General features: G+C 71.4%; 17 protein-coding genes. 5 read left to right on the forward strand and 12 right to left on the reverse strand.

Features of this window, described 5'->3' with window-relative positions; all coding sequences use genetic code 11:
* The first annotated feature begins 6 nt into the window (after positions 1-6).
* From ACFWTE_RS13470 to recX, 3 genes are all read left to right on the forward strand, one after another.
* A complete protein-coding gene (locus ACFWTE_RS13470) occupies positions 7-201 on the forward strand; it encodes a DUF3046 domain-containing protein (RefSeq protein ID WP_378779639.1) in 195 nt (64 codons plus the stop codon).
* A 184-nt stretch (positions 202-385) separates the two neighbouring features.
* Positions 386-1,504 (forward strand): recombinase RecA, encoded by a 1,119-nt coding sequence (gene recA / locus ACFWTE_RS13475; RefSeq protein WP_378779640.1) that lies wholly within the window; start codon positions 386-388, stop codon positions 1,502-1,504.
* The gene (gene recX, locus ACFWTE_RS13480) at positions 1,497-2,096 is read left to right on the forward strand and encodes a recombination regulator RecX (RefSeq protein ID WP_378779641.1); all 600 of its coding nucleotides are present in this window, start codon (positions 1,497-1,499) and stop codon (positions 2,094-2,096) included. The genes recA and recX overlap by 8 nt, the downstream gene beginning before the upstream one ends.
* A 96-nt stretch (positions 2,097-2,192) precedes the next feature.
* Here the strand turns inward: recX and ACFWTE_RS13485 are convergent, their stop codons facing one another.
* The 5 genes from ACFWTE_RS13485 to ACFWTE_RS13505 all read right to left on the reverse strand — a co-directional run bounded on the left by ACFWTE_RS13485 (position 2,193) and on the right by ACFWTE_RS13505 (position 7,945).
* Complete coding sequence (locus ACFWTE_RS13485) at positions 2,193-4,352, reverse strand: S9 family peptidase (protein WP_378779642.1); 2,160 nt, start codon at positions 4,350-4,352, stop codon at positions 2,193-2,195.
* Between the two features lie 166 nt (positions 4,353-4,518).
* Positions 4,519-5,544 (reverse strand): amino acid ABC transporter permease, encoded by a 1,026-nt coding sequence (locus ACFWTE_RS13490; protein WP_378779643.1) that lies wholly within the window; start codon positions 5,542-5,544, stop codon positions 4,519-4,521.
* The gene (locus tag ACFWTE_RS13495; RefSeq protein WP_378779644.1) at positions 5,541-6,215 is read right to left on the reverse strand and encodes an amino acid ABC transporter permease; all 675 of its coding nucleotides are present in this window, start codon (positions 6,213-6,215) and stop codon (positions 5,541-5,543) included. The genes ACFWTE_RS13490 and ACFWTE_RS13495 overlap by 4 nt, the downstream gene beginning before the upstream one ends.
* Positions 6,216-6,294: 79 nt before the next feature.
* The gene (locus tag ACFWTE_RS13500) at positions 6,295-7,140 is read right to left on the reverse strand and encodes a glutamate ABC transporter substrate-binding protein (protein WP_378779645.1); all 846 of its coding nucleotides are present in this window, start codon (positions 7,138-7,140) and stop codon (positions 6,295-6,297) included.
* Positions 7,141-7,201: 61 nt separating this feature from the next.
* Entirely contained in the window at positions 7,202-7,945 is a 744-nt protein-coding gene (locus tag ACFWTE_RS13505; protein WP_378779646.1) for an amino acid ABC transporter ATP-binding protein, read from the reverse strand.
* A 339-nt stretch (positions 7,946-8,284) separates the two neighbouring features.
* Here ACFWTE_RS13505 and miaB point away from each other — a divergent pair, with 339 nt between their 5' ends.
* Positions 8,285-9,751 carry a tRNA (N6-isopentenyl adenosine(37)-C2)-methylthiotransferase MiaB gene (gene miaB, locus ACFWTE_RS13510; RefSeq protein ID WP_378779668.1) on the forward strand — a complete coding sequence of 489 codons (1,467 nt, stop codon included), beginning with the start codon at positions 8,285-8,287 and terminating at the stop codon, positions 9,749-9,751.
* Positions 9,752-9,820: 69 nt separating this feature from the next.
* On the opposite strand, the gene ACFWTE_RS13515 is transcribed toward miaB, so the two are convergent.
* The 3 genes from ACFWTE_RS13515 to miaA all read right to left on the reverse strand — a co-directional run bounded on the left by ACFWTE_RS13515 (position 9,821) and on the right by miaA (position 13,118).
* The gene (locus tag ACFWTE_RS13515) at positions 9,821-11,089 is read right to left on the reverse strand and encodes a cytochrome P450 (protein WP_378779647.1); all 1,269 of its coding nucleotides are present in this window, start codon (positions 11,087-11,089) and stop codon (positions 9,821-9,823) included.
* 19 nt (positions 11,090-11,108) lie between these two features.
* Positions 11,109-11,894, reverse strand: a complete 786-nt coding sequence (locus ACFWTE_RS13520) for a TetR/AcrR family transcriptional regulator (protein WP_378779648.1) — start codon at positions 11,892-11,894, stop codon at positions 11,109-11,111.
* A gap of 222 nt (positions 11,895-12,116) precedes the next feature.
* Positions 12,117-13,118 carry a tRNA (adenosine(37)-N6)-dimethylallyltransferase MiaA gene (miaA, locus tag ACFWTE_RS13525; protein ID WP_378779649.1) on the reverse strand — a complete coding sequence of 334 codons (1,002 nt, stop codon included), beginning with the start codon at positions 13,116-13,118 and terminating at the stop codon, positions 12,117-12,119.
* Between the two features lie 120 nt (positions 13,119-13,238).
* Here miaA and dapF point away from each other — a divergent pair, with 120 nt between their 5' ends.
* A complete protein-coding gene (gene dapF / locus ACFWTE_RS13530; RefSeq protein ID WP_378779650.1) occupies positions 13,239-14,066 on the forward strand; it encodes a diaminopimelate epimerase in 828 nt (275 codons plus the stop codon).
* 25 nt (positions 14,067-14,091) lie between these two features.
* Here the strand turns inward: dapF and ACFWTE_RS13535 are convergent, their stop codons facing one another.
* From ACFWTE_RS13535 to ACFWTE_RS13550, 4 genes are all read right to left on the reverse strand, one after another.
* A complete protein-coding gene (locus ACFWTE_RS13535; RefSeq protein WP_378779651.1) occupies positions 14,092-15,183 on the reverse strand; it encodes a CU044_5270 family protein in 1,092 nt (363 codons plus the stop codon).
* Positions 15,150-15,728, reverse strand: coding sequence for an RNA polymerase sigma factor (locus tag ACFWTE_RS13540; protein WP_378779652.1), 579 nt, complete (start codon positions 15,726-15,728; stop codon positions 15,150-15,152). The genes ACFWTE_RS13535 and ACFWTE_RS13540 overlap by 34 nt, the downstream gene beginning before the upstream one ends.
* Positions 15,729-15,978: 250 nt before the next feature.
* A complete protein-coding gene (locus ACFWTE_RS13545; protein ID WP_378779653.1) occupies positions 15,979-17,304 on the reverse strand; it encodes a (Fe-S)-binding protein in 1,326 nt (441 codons plus the stop codon).
* Positions 17,301-18,641: an FAD-binding oxidoreductase gene (locus tag ACFWTE_RS13550; RefSeq protein WP_378779654.1), complete on the reverse strand. Its 1,341-nt coding sequence runs from the start codon at positions 18,639-18,641 to the stop codon at positions 17,301-17,303. The genes ACFWTE_RS13545 and ACFWTE_RS13550 overlap by 4 nt, the downstream gene beginning before the upstream one ends.
* Positions 18,642-18,664 lie beyond the last annotated feature (23 nt).

Raw genomic sequence — 18,664 nt, forward strand, 5'->3', positions numbered from 1 at the left:
GGCCCGATGAGACTCACTGCTTTCTGGAACAACATGAACCAGCAGTTCGGCGAGGCGTACGCGCAGAGCCTGGCCAAGGACTACGTCGTCGAGGGGCTCGGCTCCAGGACGGTCCAGCAGGCGCTCGCCGACGGGGCGAGCCCGAAGGAGGTGTGGCGGGCGGTGTGTGACGCGTTCGACCTTCCGTTCTCCGTGCGTTGACGGTGCGGGCCGGCTGCGCGCCACAGTGTCGGTCCGCACGCAAGCCACACACAAAATCGAACAGAGGTTCGGGTAGTGTGGGTTGTCCACAGACGAACGTCGGACGTCGCGATTGTCGTATCGACCGCGTAGCGTCGTGCGCATCATGAAGAAGAAGGCACCCACCCAACAACAGGGGTATCCCGTGGCATCTGGAGACCGAGACAAAGCTCTCGACACAGCGCTCGCGCAGATCGAGCGGCAGTTCGGCAAGGGCTCCATCATGCGCCTGGGCGACGACGATCGCCCGCCGATCGAGTCGATCCCCACCGGGGCGATCGCCCTCGACGTGGCGCTCGGCATCGGCGGTCTGCCCCGGGGGCGGATCATCGAGATCTACGGCCCCGAGTCGAGCGGTAAGACCACCGTCGCCCTGCACGCGGTGGCCAGTGCACAGAAGCTGGGCGGCATCGCCGCCTTCGTCGACGCCGAGCACGCGCTCGACCCCGAGTACGCCAAGAAGATCGGCGTCGACACCGACAACCTCCTGCTCTCCCAGCCGGACACCGGTGAGCAGGCCCTGGAGATCGTCGACATGCTGGTGCGCTCCGGCGCGGTCTCCATCGTCGTGATCGACTCGGTGGCCGCTCTGGTCCCCCGGGCCGAGATCGAGGGCGAGATGGGCGACAGCCACGTCGGCCTCCAGGCCCGCCTGATGTCTCAGGCGCTGCGCAAGATGGCCGGTGTCCTGCACCAGACGGGCACCACCGCGATCTTCATCAACCAGCTGCGCGAGAAGATCGGCGTGATGTTCGGGTCTCCGGAGACCACCACCGGCGGCAAGGCGCTCAAGTTCTACGCGTCGGTCCGCCTGGACGTGCGCCGCATCGAGACGCTCAAGGACGGCACGGACGCGGTCGGCAACCGCACCCGCGTCAAGGTGGTCAAGAACAAGATCGCGCCGCCCTTCAAGCAGGCCGAGTTCGACATCATCTACGGTGTCGGCGTCTCCCGCGAGGGCAGCCTCATCGACCTGGGCGTGGAGCACGGCATCGTGCGCAAGTCCGGTGCCTGGTACACGTACGAGGGCACCCAACTGGGCCAGGGCAAGGAGAACGCGCGCACGTTCATGCGCGAGAACGTCGACCTGGCCAACGAGATCGAGAAGAAGATCAAGGAGAAGCTGGGCGTGCCCGTGAAGGGTGACGACAGCGCCTCCGGCACCGCGGCCGAGTCCACCAAGGAGTCTGCGGACGCCGCGGCCAAGGCCCCAGCCAAGCGCGCCCCGGCCAAGACCGCCAAGGCGCCAGCGCCCGATGCGTGACCGGAGCAGGTCCGGGGGGAGGGGCCCGTCCGAGGGCGGGCGCTCCGAGGACCTCTCCGAAGGCACCTCCCCGGGCGGGACGAACCCGCCCGGGGACGATCCCGAGGCACAGGCCCGCGCCCTGTGCCTGCGCATGCTCACCCACTCCCCGCGCACCCGCGCCCAGCTCGAACGGGCGCTGCACCGCAGGGAGTTCCCTGAGGAGGTCGTCGACGCCGTCCTGGGCGCGTTCGGCGACGCCGGGCTGATCGACGACGTCGCCTTCTCCCACGCCTGGGTGTCCTCCCGCCACCACGGCAGGAGGCTGTCCCGGCGAGCCCTGGCCCAGGAGCTGCGCACCCGGGGCGTGGAGGAGGACACCGTCAAGGAGGCGGTCGCGGAACTGAGCGATGAGGACGAGGAGGAGGCCGCCCGCGACCTGGCCCGCCGCCGTCTCGCCACGACCCGGGGCAAGGACCGGGAGGTCCGTATCCGCCGGGCCCTGGGCGTCCTCGCCCGCAAGGGTTACGCCTCGGGGCTCGCCTACCGGGTCGTCCGTGAGGAGCTCGAACGCGAGGGCCTCGAAGCCGACCTGTACGACCCCGATCCCTGATCCGCCGGTGCCCCGGTCGGCCGGGCGGTGTCCCGCTCCGCGCCACCACGTACCGGGGGGAGCCCCGTACCCGAGGGTGACGCCCGTCCCGCCCGCTCACCCGGAGGTGGGGGGACCTGCCGTTCCCGCGGGGTGCGCCGCCTGCTCCCCGGCACCGTCTCGACCCTCGGCGTCCGAGGCTCCCCGCGGGGAGCCCCCGCCCTCGGCCGACCCGTCCGCGGTGTCCTCCGGTCCCGCCTCCGCACCGGCTCCCGAGGGGTCGGTGTCCTCCGGCTCCGGTACGGGGCGAGGCTCCGGCGGGGTGGTCACCAGCTCCAGCGGGGCGACGTCCGCGGAGAAACCGAACACCCGCGCGTAGAGGGCCAGCTCCGCCTCCAGGGCCCGGACACGGACGTCCTCCGACGTGAACCCGTGCGCCTCCCCCTCGAACTCCAACAGGGCGTACGGGGTCCCGTTGCGCCCCAGCGCCGTCGCCATCGAGAAGGCCTGGTCCGGTGTGACAACGGGGTCGTCGAGTCCCTGCAGCAGCAGGACCGGCGCACCGATCTCCCCGGCCCGGTTGACCGGCGACCGCTCCCGGTACCGTTCCACGAACCCCGGGAGCGTGCCGACCAGGGAGTCGAGGAAACGGGACTCGAAGTCGTGGGTGCTCTCCGTGAACCCCAGGAGGTCGGTGACCCCGAACAGCGACACCCCGCACGCGAAGGTGTCCCCGGTCAGCGCCATCAGCGCCGTGTACCCGCCCGCGCTCGGGCCCCGGATCGCCAGCCGCTCCGGGTCGGCGATCCCCTGGTCCACGAGGGCCCGCGCGGCTGCGGCGCAGTCCTCCACGTCCACCACGCCCCACTCCTTGTGCAGGCGCTTGCGGTATGAGCGTCCGTACCCGGTGGACCCTCCGTAGTTGACGTCCACCACGCCGATCCCGCGGCTGGTGAAGTACGCCTTGGCCAGGTCGAACTCCAACGTGCTCACCGACACCGGGCCGCCGTGCGCCCACACCACGTACGGCGCGGGTCCCTGGGCCCCGGCACCGGGGTTGGTCGGCGGGTACACGTTGGCGTGTACGGACGCTCCGTAGCGCCCGGGGAGCCGCTCCTGCCTCGGCACGGGGAGGTAGGCGGGGTCGGGCGACTCCTCGCAGGACCGGCGCAGCACCTCCACCAGGCCGGAGACCGGGTCGAGCCGGACCAGGCACGGGGGCTCGGTCGGGGAGGAGGCGACCGCCACCACCGAGTGCCCGTCCGTGTCCAGCATCCCCCAGGTGGTCAGGTCGGTCCCGACCGGTGTCAGGTCGAGGGTGTCCGGGTCGTACACGCTCGGTGCCGGGTCGGCGTGCCCGTGCAGGGCCACGACCTTCCCGGACTCCAACACGCAGAACGAGCGGTTGCCCAGCCGCCCCGGCGACGCGTGGAACTCCTCCTCCGCGGGGTACAGGGCGATCGGCTGCCCGGTCGTGCCCGCCTGGTACAGGTTCCACCAGCCGGGCCAGTCCGACGCCACGTACAGGGCCGTGTCGTCCACCCAGGCGGGGGACACCACGGACTCGTCCGTGCCGCCCTTGATCGTGTACTCGGCGGACAGACCCGACTCGCCCAGCGCGCCCACGCGCAGCTCGCTGCCGTCCCAGGGCATACGCGGGTGGTTCCAGCGGACGTACGCCAGGCGGCCGCCGCCCGGCGAGGGCGTGGGGGAGGCGTAGAAGTCCGCCCCGGACACCAGTTCGCGTACCGCGGACGGGTCCTGGGCGCCCCGACCGGACAGCGGCACCGCGACGATCGACCGGCGCACCCCGCCGGCCGCGTGCTCCTCGCGCACGCACAGCACACTGCGACCGTCCGGGCTCAGCGCGGGGTCGGCGTAGCGCAGCGCCGCGGGCTCCCCGGGCTCGGGGGTCAGGGGGACCGGCTCTCTCGCATCGCGCTCCAGGAGGTAGAGACGCTGATCTGAGGACTGGGAGAACACGACACCCACGCGGGCGGTGGCCTTGTCGTCACGTCGTGGGACGGGTAGGAAGGCGCGCCCCCCGTACTCGTGGACCCTCGTGCCCGCGCTCCAGGGCGCGGACAGCAGGTCGGTCACCGTCCCGTCGGCGTCACGCCGCATGAGGGTGGTCCGCGCCTCCTCCTGACGGCCCTCCTCCCACCAGACCTCGCCGCCCACGACGGAGGGGAACGCCATCCGGCGCACTCCTCGGGCGACGTCGCCGGCGCTGATGGGCGATGGCCAGGAGCCGTAGGGGCTCGACAGTTCAGACATGTCCCGCTCAGGATGGGTCGTGGGTTCGATCAGATGACATGTCGACCTTAGTCCTCACAAGGGTTCCTGTGCAGTCCCGGCGGGCGCCGTGTCCGGAGTGTGAAAGACGGCGGCCCCGCACACGCCGCGGGGGCGTGTACGGGGCCGTGGCGGCCTGGGGCGGGGGTCAGTCCCGCCGGTCCTTTGGGCCGTCGTCCTTGCCGGCCCCTTCGCCCGGCGCGGCCTGGGCGCCGGGTCCGGGTTCGGGTTCGGTCTTGACCGTCACGGGCGCGCCACCGGCGGCCGTGGGCTTGGCGGAGGGCCTGCCGCGACGCGAGTTGCGGCGCTCCAGCCAGATCGCGAACCGGCTCAGGGACAGGTTGATGACGATGTAGATGATCGCGCAGATGATCGCCGCGGGGATCACGTTGCTCTCCCGGGTCGCCACCAGCGTGAAGCTGCGCAGCAGTTCCGGGAAGGCGACGATGTAGCCCAGCGCGGAGTCCTTGAGCAGGACCACCAGCTGCGCGACGATCGCCGGCATCATCGAGGTGATGGCCTGCGGGATGAGGATGAGCCACATGTTCTGGCTCTTCGTCATACCGACGGCCTGCGCGGCCTCGGACTGCCCCTTGGGGACTGCCAGCACACCCGCGCGGAACACCTCCGCCAGCACCGACCCGTTGTACAGGGTCAGACCTGCGACGACGGCGACCAGCGCCGTCACCTGGAACGTGCCGGTGGGGATGTCGAACACCTGGTACGCCACGATGGGCAGCGCCATCGTGAAGAAGATCAGCATCAGTAGCGGGATGCCGCGGAAGAACTCCACGATCGCCCCGGACGGGATGCGGATCCACCAGTGGTCCGACATGCGGCCGATGCCGAACACCAGACCGAACGCGATGGCCAGCACCGCGGCGGTCAGGGCGGCGGTCAGGGTGTTCTGCAGACCCGGGATGACGTAGTCGGTCCAGGTGGCGGGCCGCAGGAACGGCTCCCACTTGTCGGCCGTCCACTGCCCGGTCGGGTTGACCGCCCAGGTCGCCGGGTCGAACAGGCCCGTCTCCCGCTCCGTGAGGGTGCGGTTGAAGCCCAGGTACAGGATCGCCAGGCCGATCGCGAACAGGATCAGCGTGCCGACCGTGTAGAGCACGTTGCGCGCACGGGCCTTGGGCCCGGGGGCGTCGAAGAGGACACTCTGCGTGCTCATCGAACCACCGCCAGGCGCTTGGAGAGCCAGCCGAAGAGGTAGCCCGTCGGCAGGGTCAGGATCAGGAAACCGATCGCGAAGCCGGCGAAGGTCGGCAGGACCGGCGCGATGCCCTGGTCGAACATGAGCTTCATCTCCCTGGACGCCTCCTGAACGCCCAGCCCCGCGACGGAGGCGACGGTCGTGTTCTTTGTCAGCGCGATGAGCACACTGCCCAGCGGGCCGACGACGGTGCGCAGAGCCTGCGGAATGACGATCAGCCGCAGGTTCTGGGTGAAGGTCAGACCCAGGGAGCGGGCCGCCTCCACCTGACCGAGGGGGATGGTGTTGATGCCCGAGCGCAGCGACTCGGAGACGAAGCAGGCGGTGTAGGCGGAGAGCCCGATGACCGCCCACCAGAACACGTCCATCGCGACCGTGCCGGACAGGCTCAGCCCGAGGGCGCTGTTGAGGCCCAGCCCGCAGAACAGGAGAACCAGGGTCAGGGGGGTGTTCCGGACGCCCTCCACATAGGCCGTGGAGAGGGCGCGCAGGAGCGGTACGGGGGAGACCCGCATCGCGGTGAGCAGGATGCCCAGGACGAAGGAGAAGAGGGCGCTGAGGAGGGTGAGCCGGACGGTCCATGAGAAACCGTCGACAACCCTGTCGATATTGCTGAGAAAGGCTTCCATGGGTCCCAGCTGGTCAAGGGCCGCGCGGCGGGTCTGGAATCCGGCCCCGCCGCGGGCACGCGGTCAGTACGGGGTGGACTTAGGCGCAGTCCTCGATCGCGGGAACTTCCTCTTCGAAGGCGAAGTCGGTGGCGCCGAAGGCGGTCTCCAGGGCGTCGGTCGTGGCGCCCTCCTCCCACATCTTGGTGATGGCCGCGTTGACCTCCTCGCAGCGCTCCGTGGAGCCGGCGGGCAGGCCCACGCCGTACTTCTCCTCGCCGAACGGGTTGTTGACCATCCGGTAGGTGTCGGGGTTCTGCGCGGCGAAGCCCGCGAGGATGGTGTTGTCGGTGGTCACCGCGTCGACGGTGCCGTTACCGAGGAGCTCCAGGCACTCGGAGTAGTTGCCGGCCTCGCGCAGTTCGGCGTCGATGCCCATGTCGTCGACGATGTTGTTGGCCGAGCGGGAGCCGGAGGCCGAGCACAGCACCTGGCCCTCCAGGTCCTCCGGGCCCTCGATCTCGGTGTTGTCGGCGGCCACCAGGATGTCCTGCTGGGCGACGTAGTACGGGCCCGCGAAGTCGACGACGTCGCGGCGCTCGTCGGTGATCGAGTAGGTGGCGATCACCATGTCGACGGTGCCCTGCTGGAGGAAGGACTCGCGGTTCGCGGAGGCCGCCTCCTCCCAGTTGATCTGCTCGGGGGAGTAGCCGAGCTCGCCGGCGATGTAGGTGGCCACGTCGACGTCGAAGCCGACGGGGGCGTCGCCCTCCAGGAGGCCGAGGCCGGGCTGGTCGTACTTGACACCGATGGTGATGGTCTCGCCACCGCCCTCGCTCTCGCCTTCGTCGCCGCCGCCGCCGACGTCGGCGGTGCCACAGGCGGTGAGGGCGAAGGACAGGGCCGCGGCGCCGCCCAGGATGCTACTGATTCGTCCGACTCGCATGTCGGGACCTCTTCCTTGAGTTCGTCAGGAGACAGGGGAATGGGGAGGAAAAAGGGGAGACCTAGTGGGACAGGATCTTGGACAGGAAGTCCTGGGCCCGTTCGGACCGGGGATTCGTGAAGAACTCGTCCGGCGTGTTCTCCTCGACGATCTGGCCGTCGGCCATGAACACCACGCGGTTGGCGGCGCGACGGGCGAAGCCCATCTCATGGGTGACGACGACCATGGTCATGCCCTCGGTCGCGAGGTCGGTCATGACGTCCAGGACCTCCTGGACCATCTCCGGGTCGAGCGCGGATGTGGGCTCGTCGAAGAGGAGCACCTTGGGGTTCATCGCCAGGGCACGCGCGATGGCCACACGCTGCTGCTGCCCGCCGGAGAGCTGGGCGGGGTACTTGTTCGCCTGGTTGCCGATCTGGACCCTGTCCAGAAGCTCCATGCCGCGCTTGTCGGCGTCGGCCTTGGACTGGCGCAGGACCTTGGTGGGGCCCAGCGTCACGTTCTGTAGCACGGTCTTGTGCGCGAACAAGTTGAAGGACTGGAACACCATGCCGACGTCGCTGCGGAGCTTGGCGAGGCCGCGCCCCTCTGCCGGAAGGGGCTCCCCGTCCAGGGTGATCACCCCGGAGTCGATGGTCTCCAGACGGTTGATCGCCCGGCACAGAGTCGACTTTCCGGACCCGGACGGTCCGATGACGACTACCACCTCGCCGGAGTTAACCGTCAGATTGATGTCTTGGAGCACGTGAAGGTCGCCGAAGTGCTTGTTGACGTTCTCCAGCACGACGAGAGGAGTTGATGTCATGTGGGGAACTTAGTGGGTTCGACGAGCACTGTCACCCCGAAAACGCCACCCGAATTGGCGGTGGCGTACTTGTTACAGACTCACGACTGGAAACGTTACCAGTGAACGTCGTTCGGTTTGATTTTGCCACTCTGAGTGTTCGCTCTGTGGCATCTCCGATGCAGGACGCCGACTATCGGTCACCCCGGAAACCGCTTCCGTTCCGTGGCGATATGCGTCGGGCGGGACCTCGGTGGAGGCTGAGGTGACGCTGCGTGTCCGGGAGCGGGCGGGCGGGGGCCCCGTGCGGTGCGCCGCACGGGATAGCCTGGATCCGTGAGCCAGAGTCGTACCTACCAAGTGCGGACCTACGGCTGCCAGATGAACGTCCACGACTCCGAGCGCCTCTCCGGTCTGCTGGAGGACGCTGGGTACGCGCGTGCAGCCGAGGACACCGCCGCAGACATCGTCGTCTTCAACACCTGTGCGGTCCGGGAGAACGCCGACAACCGCCTCTACGGCAACCTCGGGCACCTGCGCCCGGTCAAGGACGCCAACCCCGGGATGCAGATCGCCGTCGGCGGCTGCCTGGCCCAGAAGGACCGCGGCGAGATCGTGCGCCGCGCGCCCTGGGTCGACGTCGTGTTCGGCACCCACAACATCGGTTCGCTGCCCACGCTGTTGGAGCGCGCCCGCGTGCAGCGCGAGGCGCAGGTGGAGATCGCCGAGTCCCTGGAGCACTTCCCCTCCACACTCCCCAGCCGCCGCGAGTCCGCGTACGCCGCGTGGGTGTCGATCTCCGTCGGGTGCAACAACACGTGCACCTTCTGCATCGTGCCCGCCCTGCGCGGCAAGGAGCAGGACCGCCGACCCGGAGACGTGCTCGCCGAGGTGCGCGCCCTCGTCGACGAGGGCGTCAGCGAGATCACCCTGCTCGGTCAGAACGTCAACGCCTACGGCAGCGGCTTCGGCGACCGCCAGGCCTTCTCCAAACTGCTGCGCGCCTGCGGCGAGGTCGAGGGGCTGGAGCGCGTGCGCTTCACCTCCCCGCACCCGCGTGACTTCACCGACGACGTCATCGAGGCCATGGCCCAGACCCCCAACGTCATGCCGCAGCTGCACATGCCGTTGCAGTCGGGGTCCAGCAAGGTCCTCAAGGACATGCGCCGCTCCTACCGCCAGGAGCGCTTCCTCGGCATCGTGGAGAAGGTGCGCGCCGCCATGCCGCACGCCGCGATCACCACGGACATCATCGTGGGCTTCCCCGGGGAGACGGAGGAGGACTTCGAGCAGACCCTCCACGTGGTCCGCGAGGCCCGCTTCTCGATGGCGTACACCTTCCAGTACTCCAAGCGCCCCGGGACCCCGGCCGCCACCATGGACGACCAGGTCCCGCCCGAGGTCGTCAAGGACCGCTACCAGCGGCTCGTCGACCTGCAGGACCAGATCTCCTGGGAGGAGAACAAGAAGCTGGTCGGCCGCGAGGTCGACCTGCTGGTCTCCGAGGGCGAGGGCAAGAAGGACGGCGAGCACCGCCGCCTGTCCGGTCGCGCCCCCGACAACCGCCTGGTCCACTTCGCGGTCGGCGGGGGCGAGGAGCCGCGCCCCGGGGACGTGGTGACCGTCGAGGTCACCTACGCGGCACCGCACCACCTGGTGTCCGACTCGGGGATCCGCGGGCTGCGCCGCACCCGCTCGGGTGACGCCTGGGCGGCCCGGAACGGTCGGCCGGTCGAGGCCGCCAAACCCGAGGTCCTGCTGGGGATGCCCCGGATCGGCGTCCCGGCGGAGCAGCCCGCCGCCGCCGGCGGGTGCTGCGACGCCTGAGAACGCCGGGCCGGGACGCGAACGTGCCCGGCCCGGCATGTCCCACCCCAGAGGACCCGGCGGTTCCTTTCAGAGCCGGACCGGGAGGCTGTCCAGGCGTAGGGCGCCGGGGGCCGCTGCCGGTCGGGGCTCGCGCCCGGGGACCAGTGACAGGTCCGGGTGGGCCGCGACCAGCGACCCGACGCACACCTCCCCCTCCTGGCGGGCCAGCGCGGCACCCAGGCAGTAGTGGATGCCGTGGCCGAAGCCCACGTGGGCCTCTCCCGGCCTGCCGTGGTGGCGCGTGATGTCGAACCGGTCGGGGTCCGGGTGGACGGCCGGGTCGCGGTTGGCACCCCCGATGACCGCGATGGCGCGCTGTCCTGCGGCGACGCGACCGGCCCTCAGTTCGACGTCCTCGACGGCGTACCTGGCCTTGGCGATCACCGCTGTGCCGCCGTGGCGGAGCATCTCGTGCACGGCCGGGGTCAGCAGCCCCGGGTCCTGGCGGAGCATCCCCCACTGGGCCGGGTGGTCGAGCAGGGCGCGGACGCCGTTGCCGAGCAGGTGCGCGGTCGTCTCGTGACCGCCGATGACCAGTGTGAACACCAGTGTGATGAGCTCGGTCTCACTGAGGTGTGCGCCGTCCTCGTCGCGGGCCCGTACCAGGGCGCCGAGCAGGTCGTCGGTCGGCTCCGCGCGCCGTGCGGCGAGCATGCCCTTGATGTGCTCGATCATCTCGCCGAGCGCGCTGTTCATGAGTTCGGGGCGGGCGGGGTCGAACGCGGACAGCTGGTCGCTCCAGGACCGCCACGCGGGGCGCTCCTCCGCCGGGACCCCGACCAGTTCGCAGATGACCGCGATGGGCAGCGGGTAGGCGAGGTGCGGCATGAGGTCCACGACCCCGTCCCCGTCGGTGAGGTCGGGGAGCCGGGCGATCAGGTCGTCGGTGATCTGCTGGACCCGGGGCCGCATCGCGTTGACACGGCGCACGGTGAACGTCCGCGAGACGAGCTTGCGCAGCCGGGTGTGGTCCTCGGCGTCCTTGTCGAGGAGGGACTCGGTCAGATAGGTGACCAGGTCCGGGCGGATCCCCAGCCCGTTGAGGGCCTCGGAGCGCGTGGCGGCGGCCGCCCCCCTGATGTTGGCGGGGTCGAGGACGAACCGGCGGTCGCCGAGGATGGTGCGCACGTCCTCGTCGTGCACGAAGAGGACGGCCTCCAGGGTGTCGACGAACAGGGCGGGGGCCGAACCGCCCGCCGCGCGGACCCGCTCGATCACCGGGAAGGGGGAGGCGGCGAACTCGGGGGAGCGCAGGTCGATGAGGTCGTCACGGGCGGGCGGGGGTGTGGCCGGCATGGGCACTCCTAGGGCGGTGTCAGGTGGTGCGCGGTGTCTGTTTCAGCCGTTCGATCTCCGAGCGCATGGTCCTGTCGAGGTCGGAGAAGACCTCCAGGGCCCTGGTCTGGGCCTTGCGCGTGTTCTCGGGGGCGGCGTCCTGTTCCAGGAGCAGCCGGATGCTCTGCGCCATGAGGTCGGCGCGCTCGCCGTGGCCGGGCACGTGCAGCCCCTGCTCCTCCAGGACCGGAGGGGTGACCAGGTGACCGAGGACGAGCGCGTTGTAGGCGTACAACTGGTTGTCGACGGGCAGGTCGGAGCGCAGTAGCCCGAGGTCGCGCAGCACGTCCCAGTAGGCAGCCATGGCCCTCCGGCGTTCCTGGACGGTCTCTCCGACCAGGGTGGACGCGTCGCGCGAGAGGTGGCCGAGGGATTCGGTGCCGCCCGTGAAGACGGCCCGCATCAGCGGTGAGTCGAGGTGGCTCAGGTAGAGGGACCGGGCGACCTCGCTGGGCCGCACGTTGTCGGGTGAGCGGCCGACGAAGTCGAGGACCTGTCGCATCAGGCCGAGCTGTGCCCGCATGACCACCGTGAGCAGCAGGGCCTCCTTGGTGGCGAAGTGGAGGTAGACGGTGCCCTTGCCGACCTTCGCCCTCCTGGCGACGTCCTCGATGGTGATCTTGCGGCGTCCCCAGGCCACCAGCAGCTCCTCCGCCGCGTCCAGGATGCGGTCGGCACGCAGTTCCCGTTCGGTGCCGACTGCCTCGGCGGCAAGGGGGGAGGGTGCGGTGAAGGTGCTCGGAGGCGAGTCGGTCGACGGGGTCACGGTGTGCTCCTGCGAGTCCGGGACGGGCGGGGTACGGCTTGACCACGCATGTTGACGCGACGACCATATCCCCACCTCGTTCCCTGACTCTGTGACCCGTTTTGTAATCTGGTCACATGGTCAAAGTAGGCGACGGAGGCCCCGGGGACAAGGGGTCCATGACGAAGAGGACCGGACCCCGCCGGGGTCCGGTCCTTCGAGACCGCGGGTCGTACCTGGGGGCTATCCGCCGTGGCGCTGTGCGTGCGGGACCAGCGTCGCCACGTCGACCAGGGCCTCCCCCGGCTCCTCGGGGGTGCCGGACAGCGCCGTCTCCACCTGGGCCAGGGTGCGCTCGACCAGGTCCGGAGCGTCGTAGGGCAGCCAGCGGACCCGGGGGTCGCGACGGAACCACGACTCCTGGCGGCGGGCGAAGCGCCGGGTCGCCTGGGCGGTGGCCGCCTTCGCCTCCTCCGCGGACATCTCGCCGTCGAGCTGGGCCAGGGCCTGGGCGTACCCGAGGGCGCGGGACGCCGTACGGCCCTCGCGCAGACCCTGTTCGTCCAGGGCGCGGACCTCGTCCAGGAGGCCCTGGTCCCACATGCGCTCCACCCTGGCGTCGATGCGCTCGTCCAGTTCGGGGCGGGGGGAGGCCACGCCGATCTGCGTGCACGGGTAGAAGGACGTGTGGTCCGGCAGGTTCGCGGTGAACGGCTGCCCGGTCAGCTCGATGACCTCCAGCGCACGCACGATCCGCCGACCGTTCCCGGGCAGGATGGTGCGCGCCGCCGCGGGGTCGGCCTCCGCCAGCCGTGCGTGGAGCACCCCCGGTCCCACGTCGCCCAGCTCCGCCTCCAGGCGGGCCCGCACGTCGGGATCGGTACCGGGGAACTCCAGGTGGTCCAGCACCGCTCGGACGTAGAGCCCCGAACCGCCCACGAGGACGGGGATGACGTCCCTGTCGGCGCAGTCCTCCACGCGTTCGCGGGCCATGTCCTGGTAACTGGCCACGTCGGCGGGTTCACTGACCTCCCAGACGTCCAGCAGGTGGTGGGGGACATCGCGTCTCTCGGCCTCACCGAGCTTGGCGGTGCCGATGTCCATGCCGCGGTAGAGCTGCATGGAGTCGGCGTTGATGACCTCGCCCCGGCGTCCCGTGCGTTCCTCGAGACGCAGGGCCACCTCGACGGCGAGATCCGACTTGCCCACAGCGGTCGGGCCCACAACCGCGATCACCTTGATCATCCCTCCAGCGTAGTCATTCCGGGGCCTGCCTCGTCCGGTTCGCGGGACCGGCACCCGTACGGTGGAGCCCGCCACCGGCGCCGGATCCGGGGGCGGGGACACGCCGCGACCGCGCCTAGGATGGTCGGCATGCGATTCGCCAAGGGCCACGGAACAGAGAACGACTTCGTGATCCTCCCCGACCCCGACGGGGAGCTCGACCTCACGGAGGAGGCCGTCCGCCTGCTGTGTGACCGCCGCGCGGGCATCGGCGGTGACGGGATCCTGCGCGTGGTGCGGACACGGGCCCTGGGCGAGGCGCTCGCGCCGTCCGCACGCACCGCCGAACGCGCGGAGTGGTTCATGGACTACCGCAACTCCGACGGGACCGTCGCGGAGATGTGCGGCAACGGGGTGAGGGTGTTCGCCCGCTACCTCCTGCACGCCGGGCTGGTCGAGGGAGACGTCTTCGAGGTGGGGACGAGGGACGGTGCCAAGGAGGCCCGGGTCGAGGCCGACGGCGGCATCACCGTCGACATGGGCCGGGTCGAGAGGCAGGGCACGTCGTCGGCGAAGCTCGCCCGGCAGGTGGTGCACGGGGCACAGATCTCCGTGGGCAACCCGCACCTGGCCTGCGAGGTGTCCGGATCCGTCGCGGACGTGGACCTGACCGAGCCGCCCCTGCTGGACCGCGACGCCTTTCCCGCGGGTGCCAACGTCGAGGTGTACACCAGGGTCGAGCCCGGTGTCCTGGAGATGCGCGTCTTCGAGCGCGGCTCCGGGGAGACCCGCTCCTGCGGGACCGGGATCGTCGCAGCCGCGGCCGCGGCGACCCCGGCCGGAGAGGGCGCCACCTGGCGTGTACGGGTCCTCGGTGGCGAGTGCACCGTGTTCCTGGACTCCGACGGAGCGAGGCTGAGCGGCCCCGCCGCCATCGTGGCGGAGGGCGAGACCTCCCTGGTCGCCTGAGAGCCGGCCCCGGTCGCGCCCCGGGTCAGGGGCGGTCACCGATCTCCGCAACCCACCCGGACCAGAGGTAGGTCCGGTAGGACAGGGTCACCGGGAGTTCGAACCCGTGCTGGTCGAGGGAGGAGTCTGCGGGCTCCTCGTCGAGCAGGGTGACGTCACGGTAGAGCACCGCACCGGTGTCGGGGTCGAGAACGTACCGGTACTCGTCGGTCTGGGTTCCCTGGTCCACCCTGACCTGGAAGAGTTCGCCCTCGCGGGCGATGGGGTCCTGGGTCGGGCCGGCGTACTGGACGCCGGGGAACCCGGCGAGGACGCGCAGGGTGGCGGCCAGCTCGTCGCCGTCGAGCGGACGGTGGTCGTAGACGTGGTTCAGGGCGTTGACGAGGGCGTCGTCCGCTTCGGGGCTGTCGGCCGGGACGTCGTCCTGTCCCCAGTCGAGAAGGGTCTGCCTCATGGAGTCCGTGCCGGTGGGCAGCTCCCGCGGGAACACGAGGCTCTCGTGCAGGGTGTCCTCGTGGTCCTCCGACCGGTTGTCGAGGAACTCCCGGTGCTCCTCGACGTCGCCCTGTGTGTCCTCCGCCTCTCCCGCCGCCCGGATCTCCCTGACGCCGCCCCCGGGACCCTGCCAGTACTGCCAGTCGTAGGGGATGAAGCCGGCGCTGCGCATGTCGTCCTCGCTGGGCTCCTCACCGGCGAAGCTGGTGACGACGAACAGCTCCTGCCCGGTCGAGGAGACATGGGCGACATCGCCGTCGCCGGGTGCGTCGTCCCCGTTCTCGGCCGCCTCCGCGAGGGCGAGCAGCCGGTCGGCGCCGGGTTCGGGTGTGCCCGCGGCGACGTCGATGGGTTCGGGCGGTGCCGCGTACGCGGCGGGGATCCCCGCCGGTCCGCCGCCCGCGGTGCCGATCACCAGGACGGCGGCGGTGGTGGCGGCCACGAGGCCTGCGGCGCCGGCGAGGACGGGGAGCCGGCGCCACACGGGGCGCGGAGCGGGAGCGGTGTCGAGCATGGCGATGGCCTTCGTGCGTGCGCGTTGGCGGCCGGAGAAACCGGTCGTCCGCCCGTCGCGGGGGTCGGTGTCCTTCAGGATCGAGCGAAGCGCGGTGACGTCGTCCACGACGCGTCCTCTCTGTCAGGGGTGTCCGGGGCGGGCCGGGCGGTGTCGTCCAGGAGCGCCTGGAGCCGTCTGCGGGCTCGGTGGAGGCGCCCCCGGGCGGTCACGGGGGCACAGCCCACCACCCGGGCCGCCTCGCGGCTGCTCAAGCCCTCCCAGGTCACGAGCATCACGAGCTCGCGGTCGGTGTCGGAGAGCCCGGCCAGCGCGGTGAGCGCGGTCTGGCGCCGGATGACCTGCTCGGTGTCGTCCTGGGAGTCCCGCCAGAGCTGGTCCGGGGGAGTGGGGACCTCGCCCCGCTTGCGGATGTCGCGCAGCGCGGCGAGGGTGATGCGGCGGGCGCAGGCGTACAGCCAGGGGAGTTCCCTGTCCGCGGGCACCCTGTCCCGCCGCCGCCAGGCGACGGCGAACGCCTCGGAGGCGACGTCGTCGGCCAGATCGGGGCCGACCCTGCGACGGGCGTAGTTGTACACCGCGTCATAGTGCCTCTCGAACACCGCGTTGAACTCCGCGTGTGCGGACGGGTCGCCGTCGTGGTCTCTCTCCATCGGCAACTCCTCTCTGTCACCCCCTTGTGTCGGCAGGGCGGCCGTTGTTCGAGGGGGAGAGGAAGAAACCGCGCGGATGCGTATGGCGTGAGTCACATGAGGAGCGGTGGGGGTCTGCGGTGGCGGGCAGCGGCGGGGGCGGATCCTGGGCACGTCGGAGCGAGCGGGGGAGGGACCCCCCCCTGCTTCCAGGAGACCATACGAAGGGTCGGCGGGGGCAGCCCCGGCCCGTACCTGTGGACGGCCGCGGTCAGCGCCCCAGCAGCTGGTCGGCGGTGAGCCCGCGCAGGGACGCGTCGAGGACCTGGGCGGTGTGGGTGACAGCGACCGGTTTCCCGGCGCGCTCCATCGCGGACGCGATCTGGAGTGCGCATCCGGGGTTGCCCGACACCAGCACGTCGGCCCCGGTGGAGGCCACGTTCTCGCCCTTGCGGTCGCCGAGCTCCCGTGCGGCGTCCGGCTCCAGCAGGTTGTAGACGCCCGCGGAACCGCAGCAGATCTCCTTGTCGGGCAGGTCGGACACGCGCAGGCCCGGCACGCCCGACAGGAGGGCGCGGGGCGCTCGTGTGATCCCCTGGCCGTGGGAGAGGTGGCACGCGTCGTGGTAGGCGACGTGCAGCGGGAGGGGATGGCGTTCGGCCTGCGGGCCCAGGTCCACCAGGAACTCGGTGAGGTCCACGACCTTCGCGGACAGGTCACGCGCCCGCCGCACCCCCACGTCGTCCGCGCCCGCCTCGGCCAGGGTGCGGTCGACGTGCTTCATGCTGGAGCCGCACCCGGCGGAGTTGACCACGATCCGGTCGACGCGCGCCCGCTCGAACACCTCGACGAGGCGCCGGGCGAAACCGGCGGACTCCTCCAGACGCCCGGAGTGCCCGGAGAGGGCCCCGCAGCACCCCTGGGAACGGGGGATCACGACGTCACAGCCCTCCAACGCCAGCACGCGTGCGGTCGCGGTGTTGACCTCGGGGAAGAACGCCCCCTGGACGCACCCGACGAGCATGCCCACCCGGGCCCGCGCCCTTCCGACGGCGGGAACGAGGGAGGGGAGCGGGGGAGGGGGAGGCGACAGCGGCGGTGAGATGCGCTCCATGGCGGCCAGGGCCGGGGAGATCCGCTCCAGCAGCCCCGAGCGGCGCACGAGGGAGGACACCCCCGTGGCCCGGTAGGCACGCAGTGGTCCCCGCATGAGGCGCAGCCTGCGCCGGTAGGGGAACAGGGAGAAGATCGCCCCCCGCAGCACCCGCTCGCCCCGGGGCCGTTCGTGCTCCTCCTCGACCCGGTGCCGTGTGTGCTCGATGAGAGCGTCGTAGGCCACCCCGGACGGGCACGACGAGACGCAGGCCAAGCATCCCAGACAGTTGTCGAAGTGGCCGACCGCCGTCTGCGTGAGGACGTCATCGGTGTGCATCTGGGACATCAGGTGGATGCGGCCGCGCGGGGAGTCCATCTCCTGACCCCACAGCACGTGCGTGGGGCAGGTGGGCAGACAGAACCCGCAGTGGACGCACTCGCCCAACAGGTCGCCGAAGACCTGGTCGCGTCCGCGCGGGGCGTCGGTCGGCTGGTCGGTCACGGGCTCTCCCCCGGGTCCTGGAAGGTGCGGCCACCGGTGCGGTCGCCGTCGGCGAAGCGCCCCGGGGCCAGGCGGCGGCCGGGGTCGAAGGCGTCCCTGACGGCCCTCATCAGCGGCAGGCCGGGGATCTCGCCCCACGGGTCCACGCCTGCTGCGTGGACGTGCGGTTCCGCGCGCAGCAGGGTCGCCGACCAGCCGGGACGGGAACGGACCTCGGCCACCGCCCCGGCCACGGCCGCGGCGGGCGTGCCCGGGGCGAACGCGGCGAAGAGGGCCCCGCGCAGCACCGAACCGGTGATCCGCGTGTCGGTTCCGTACCCGGTCGCGGCCGGGGCCACCAGGGCCTCGGCGGCGGCCACCGACTCGGCCGGTGGCACGGTCACCCGGACGACCGTGCCCCGGGCGGGGAGCAGCCCCCACCCCGGCGGCAGGTCCCGGTCGACCCGGGGCCCGTTCGGGCCGGCGCCGTTCCGCGGTTCTGCCCCCCGGAGCACCGCGAGCACGGTGGCGGTCCGCACGTCCAACCCCTCCGGTGTCCCCTCCAGCACCACGCGCAGCTGCGGGCCGCGGAGGCCGCGGGGACGGGAGGGCCGGTCCGCGCCGGAGCCGTCGGCCGAGGGCCAGTGGAGTTCCACCGCAGCGGGGACGACCGTGGTCGCGCGCAGGGCGGCCACGATCCGCTCGGCGTGCTCCCGGGAGGCCGTGGAAGCGGACACCAGTCGCAGGGCGGGCGGCAGAGGGTGCAGGCGGAAGGCCACCGACGCGATCACACCGAGGGTGCCGAGGCCGCCGGTGTGCAGCTTGGCCAGGTCGTACCCGGCCACGTTCTTGACCACCCGGCCGCCGCTGCGTGCCACCACCCCGTCGGCCCGTACGACGGTCATGCCGATGACCAGGTCGCGCAGCGCGCCCGTGAGCAGGCGCCGCGGGCCGCACACCCCCGTGGCGACCATGCCGCCGACGGTGCCGCCCTCGCGGACGGGGTCCACGGACAGGCGCTGTCCGGCGGCTCCCAGTACGGCGAAGAGGTCGGCGACGGGGGTGCCCGCGCCCGCCTCGACGACGAGGTCGCCCGCGATGTGGTCGATCCAGGACAGGTCGGCGGTGTCCACGAGCAGGTCCGCGCCGCGTGGGACACCGCCCCAGTCCATGGCGGTGCCGTTGCCGCGTGCGAGGACGGTCAGCCCGTGCCTCTCGGACTCCGCCATCACCCGGCCGAGCGCGTCGGTGTCGGCGGGCCGTGCCACGTGTCCGGGGACGACGGCCCCCACCGCGTCGTCGGCGGAACCCCTCCGCAGGGCACAGCCCCCGACGTCCGGCATCTCGGCGCGTGTCACGTACTCTCCCCCGTCGTCGGAGC

This window comes from Nocardiopsis sp. NPDC058631, from assembly GCF_042716955.1.
Lineage (GTDB): Bacteria > Actinomycetota > Actinomycetes > Streptosporangiales > Streptosporangiaceae > Nocardiopsis.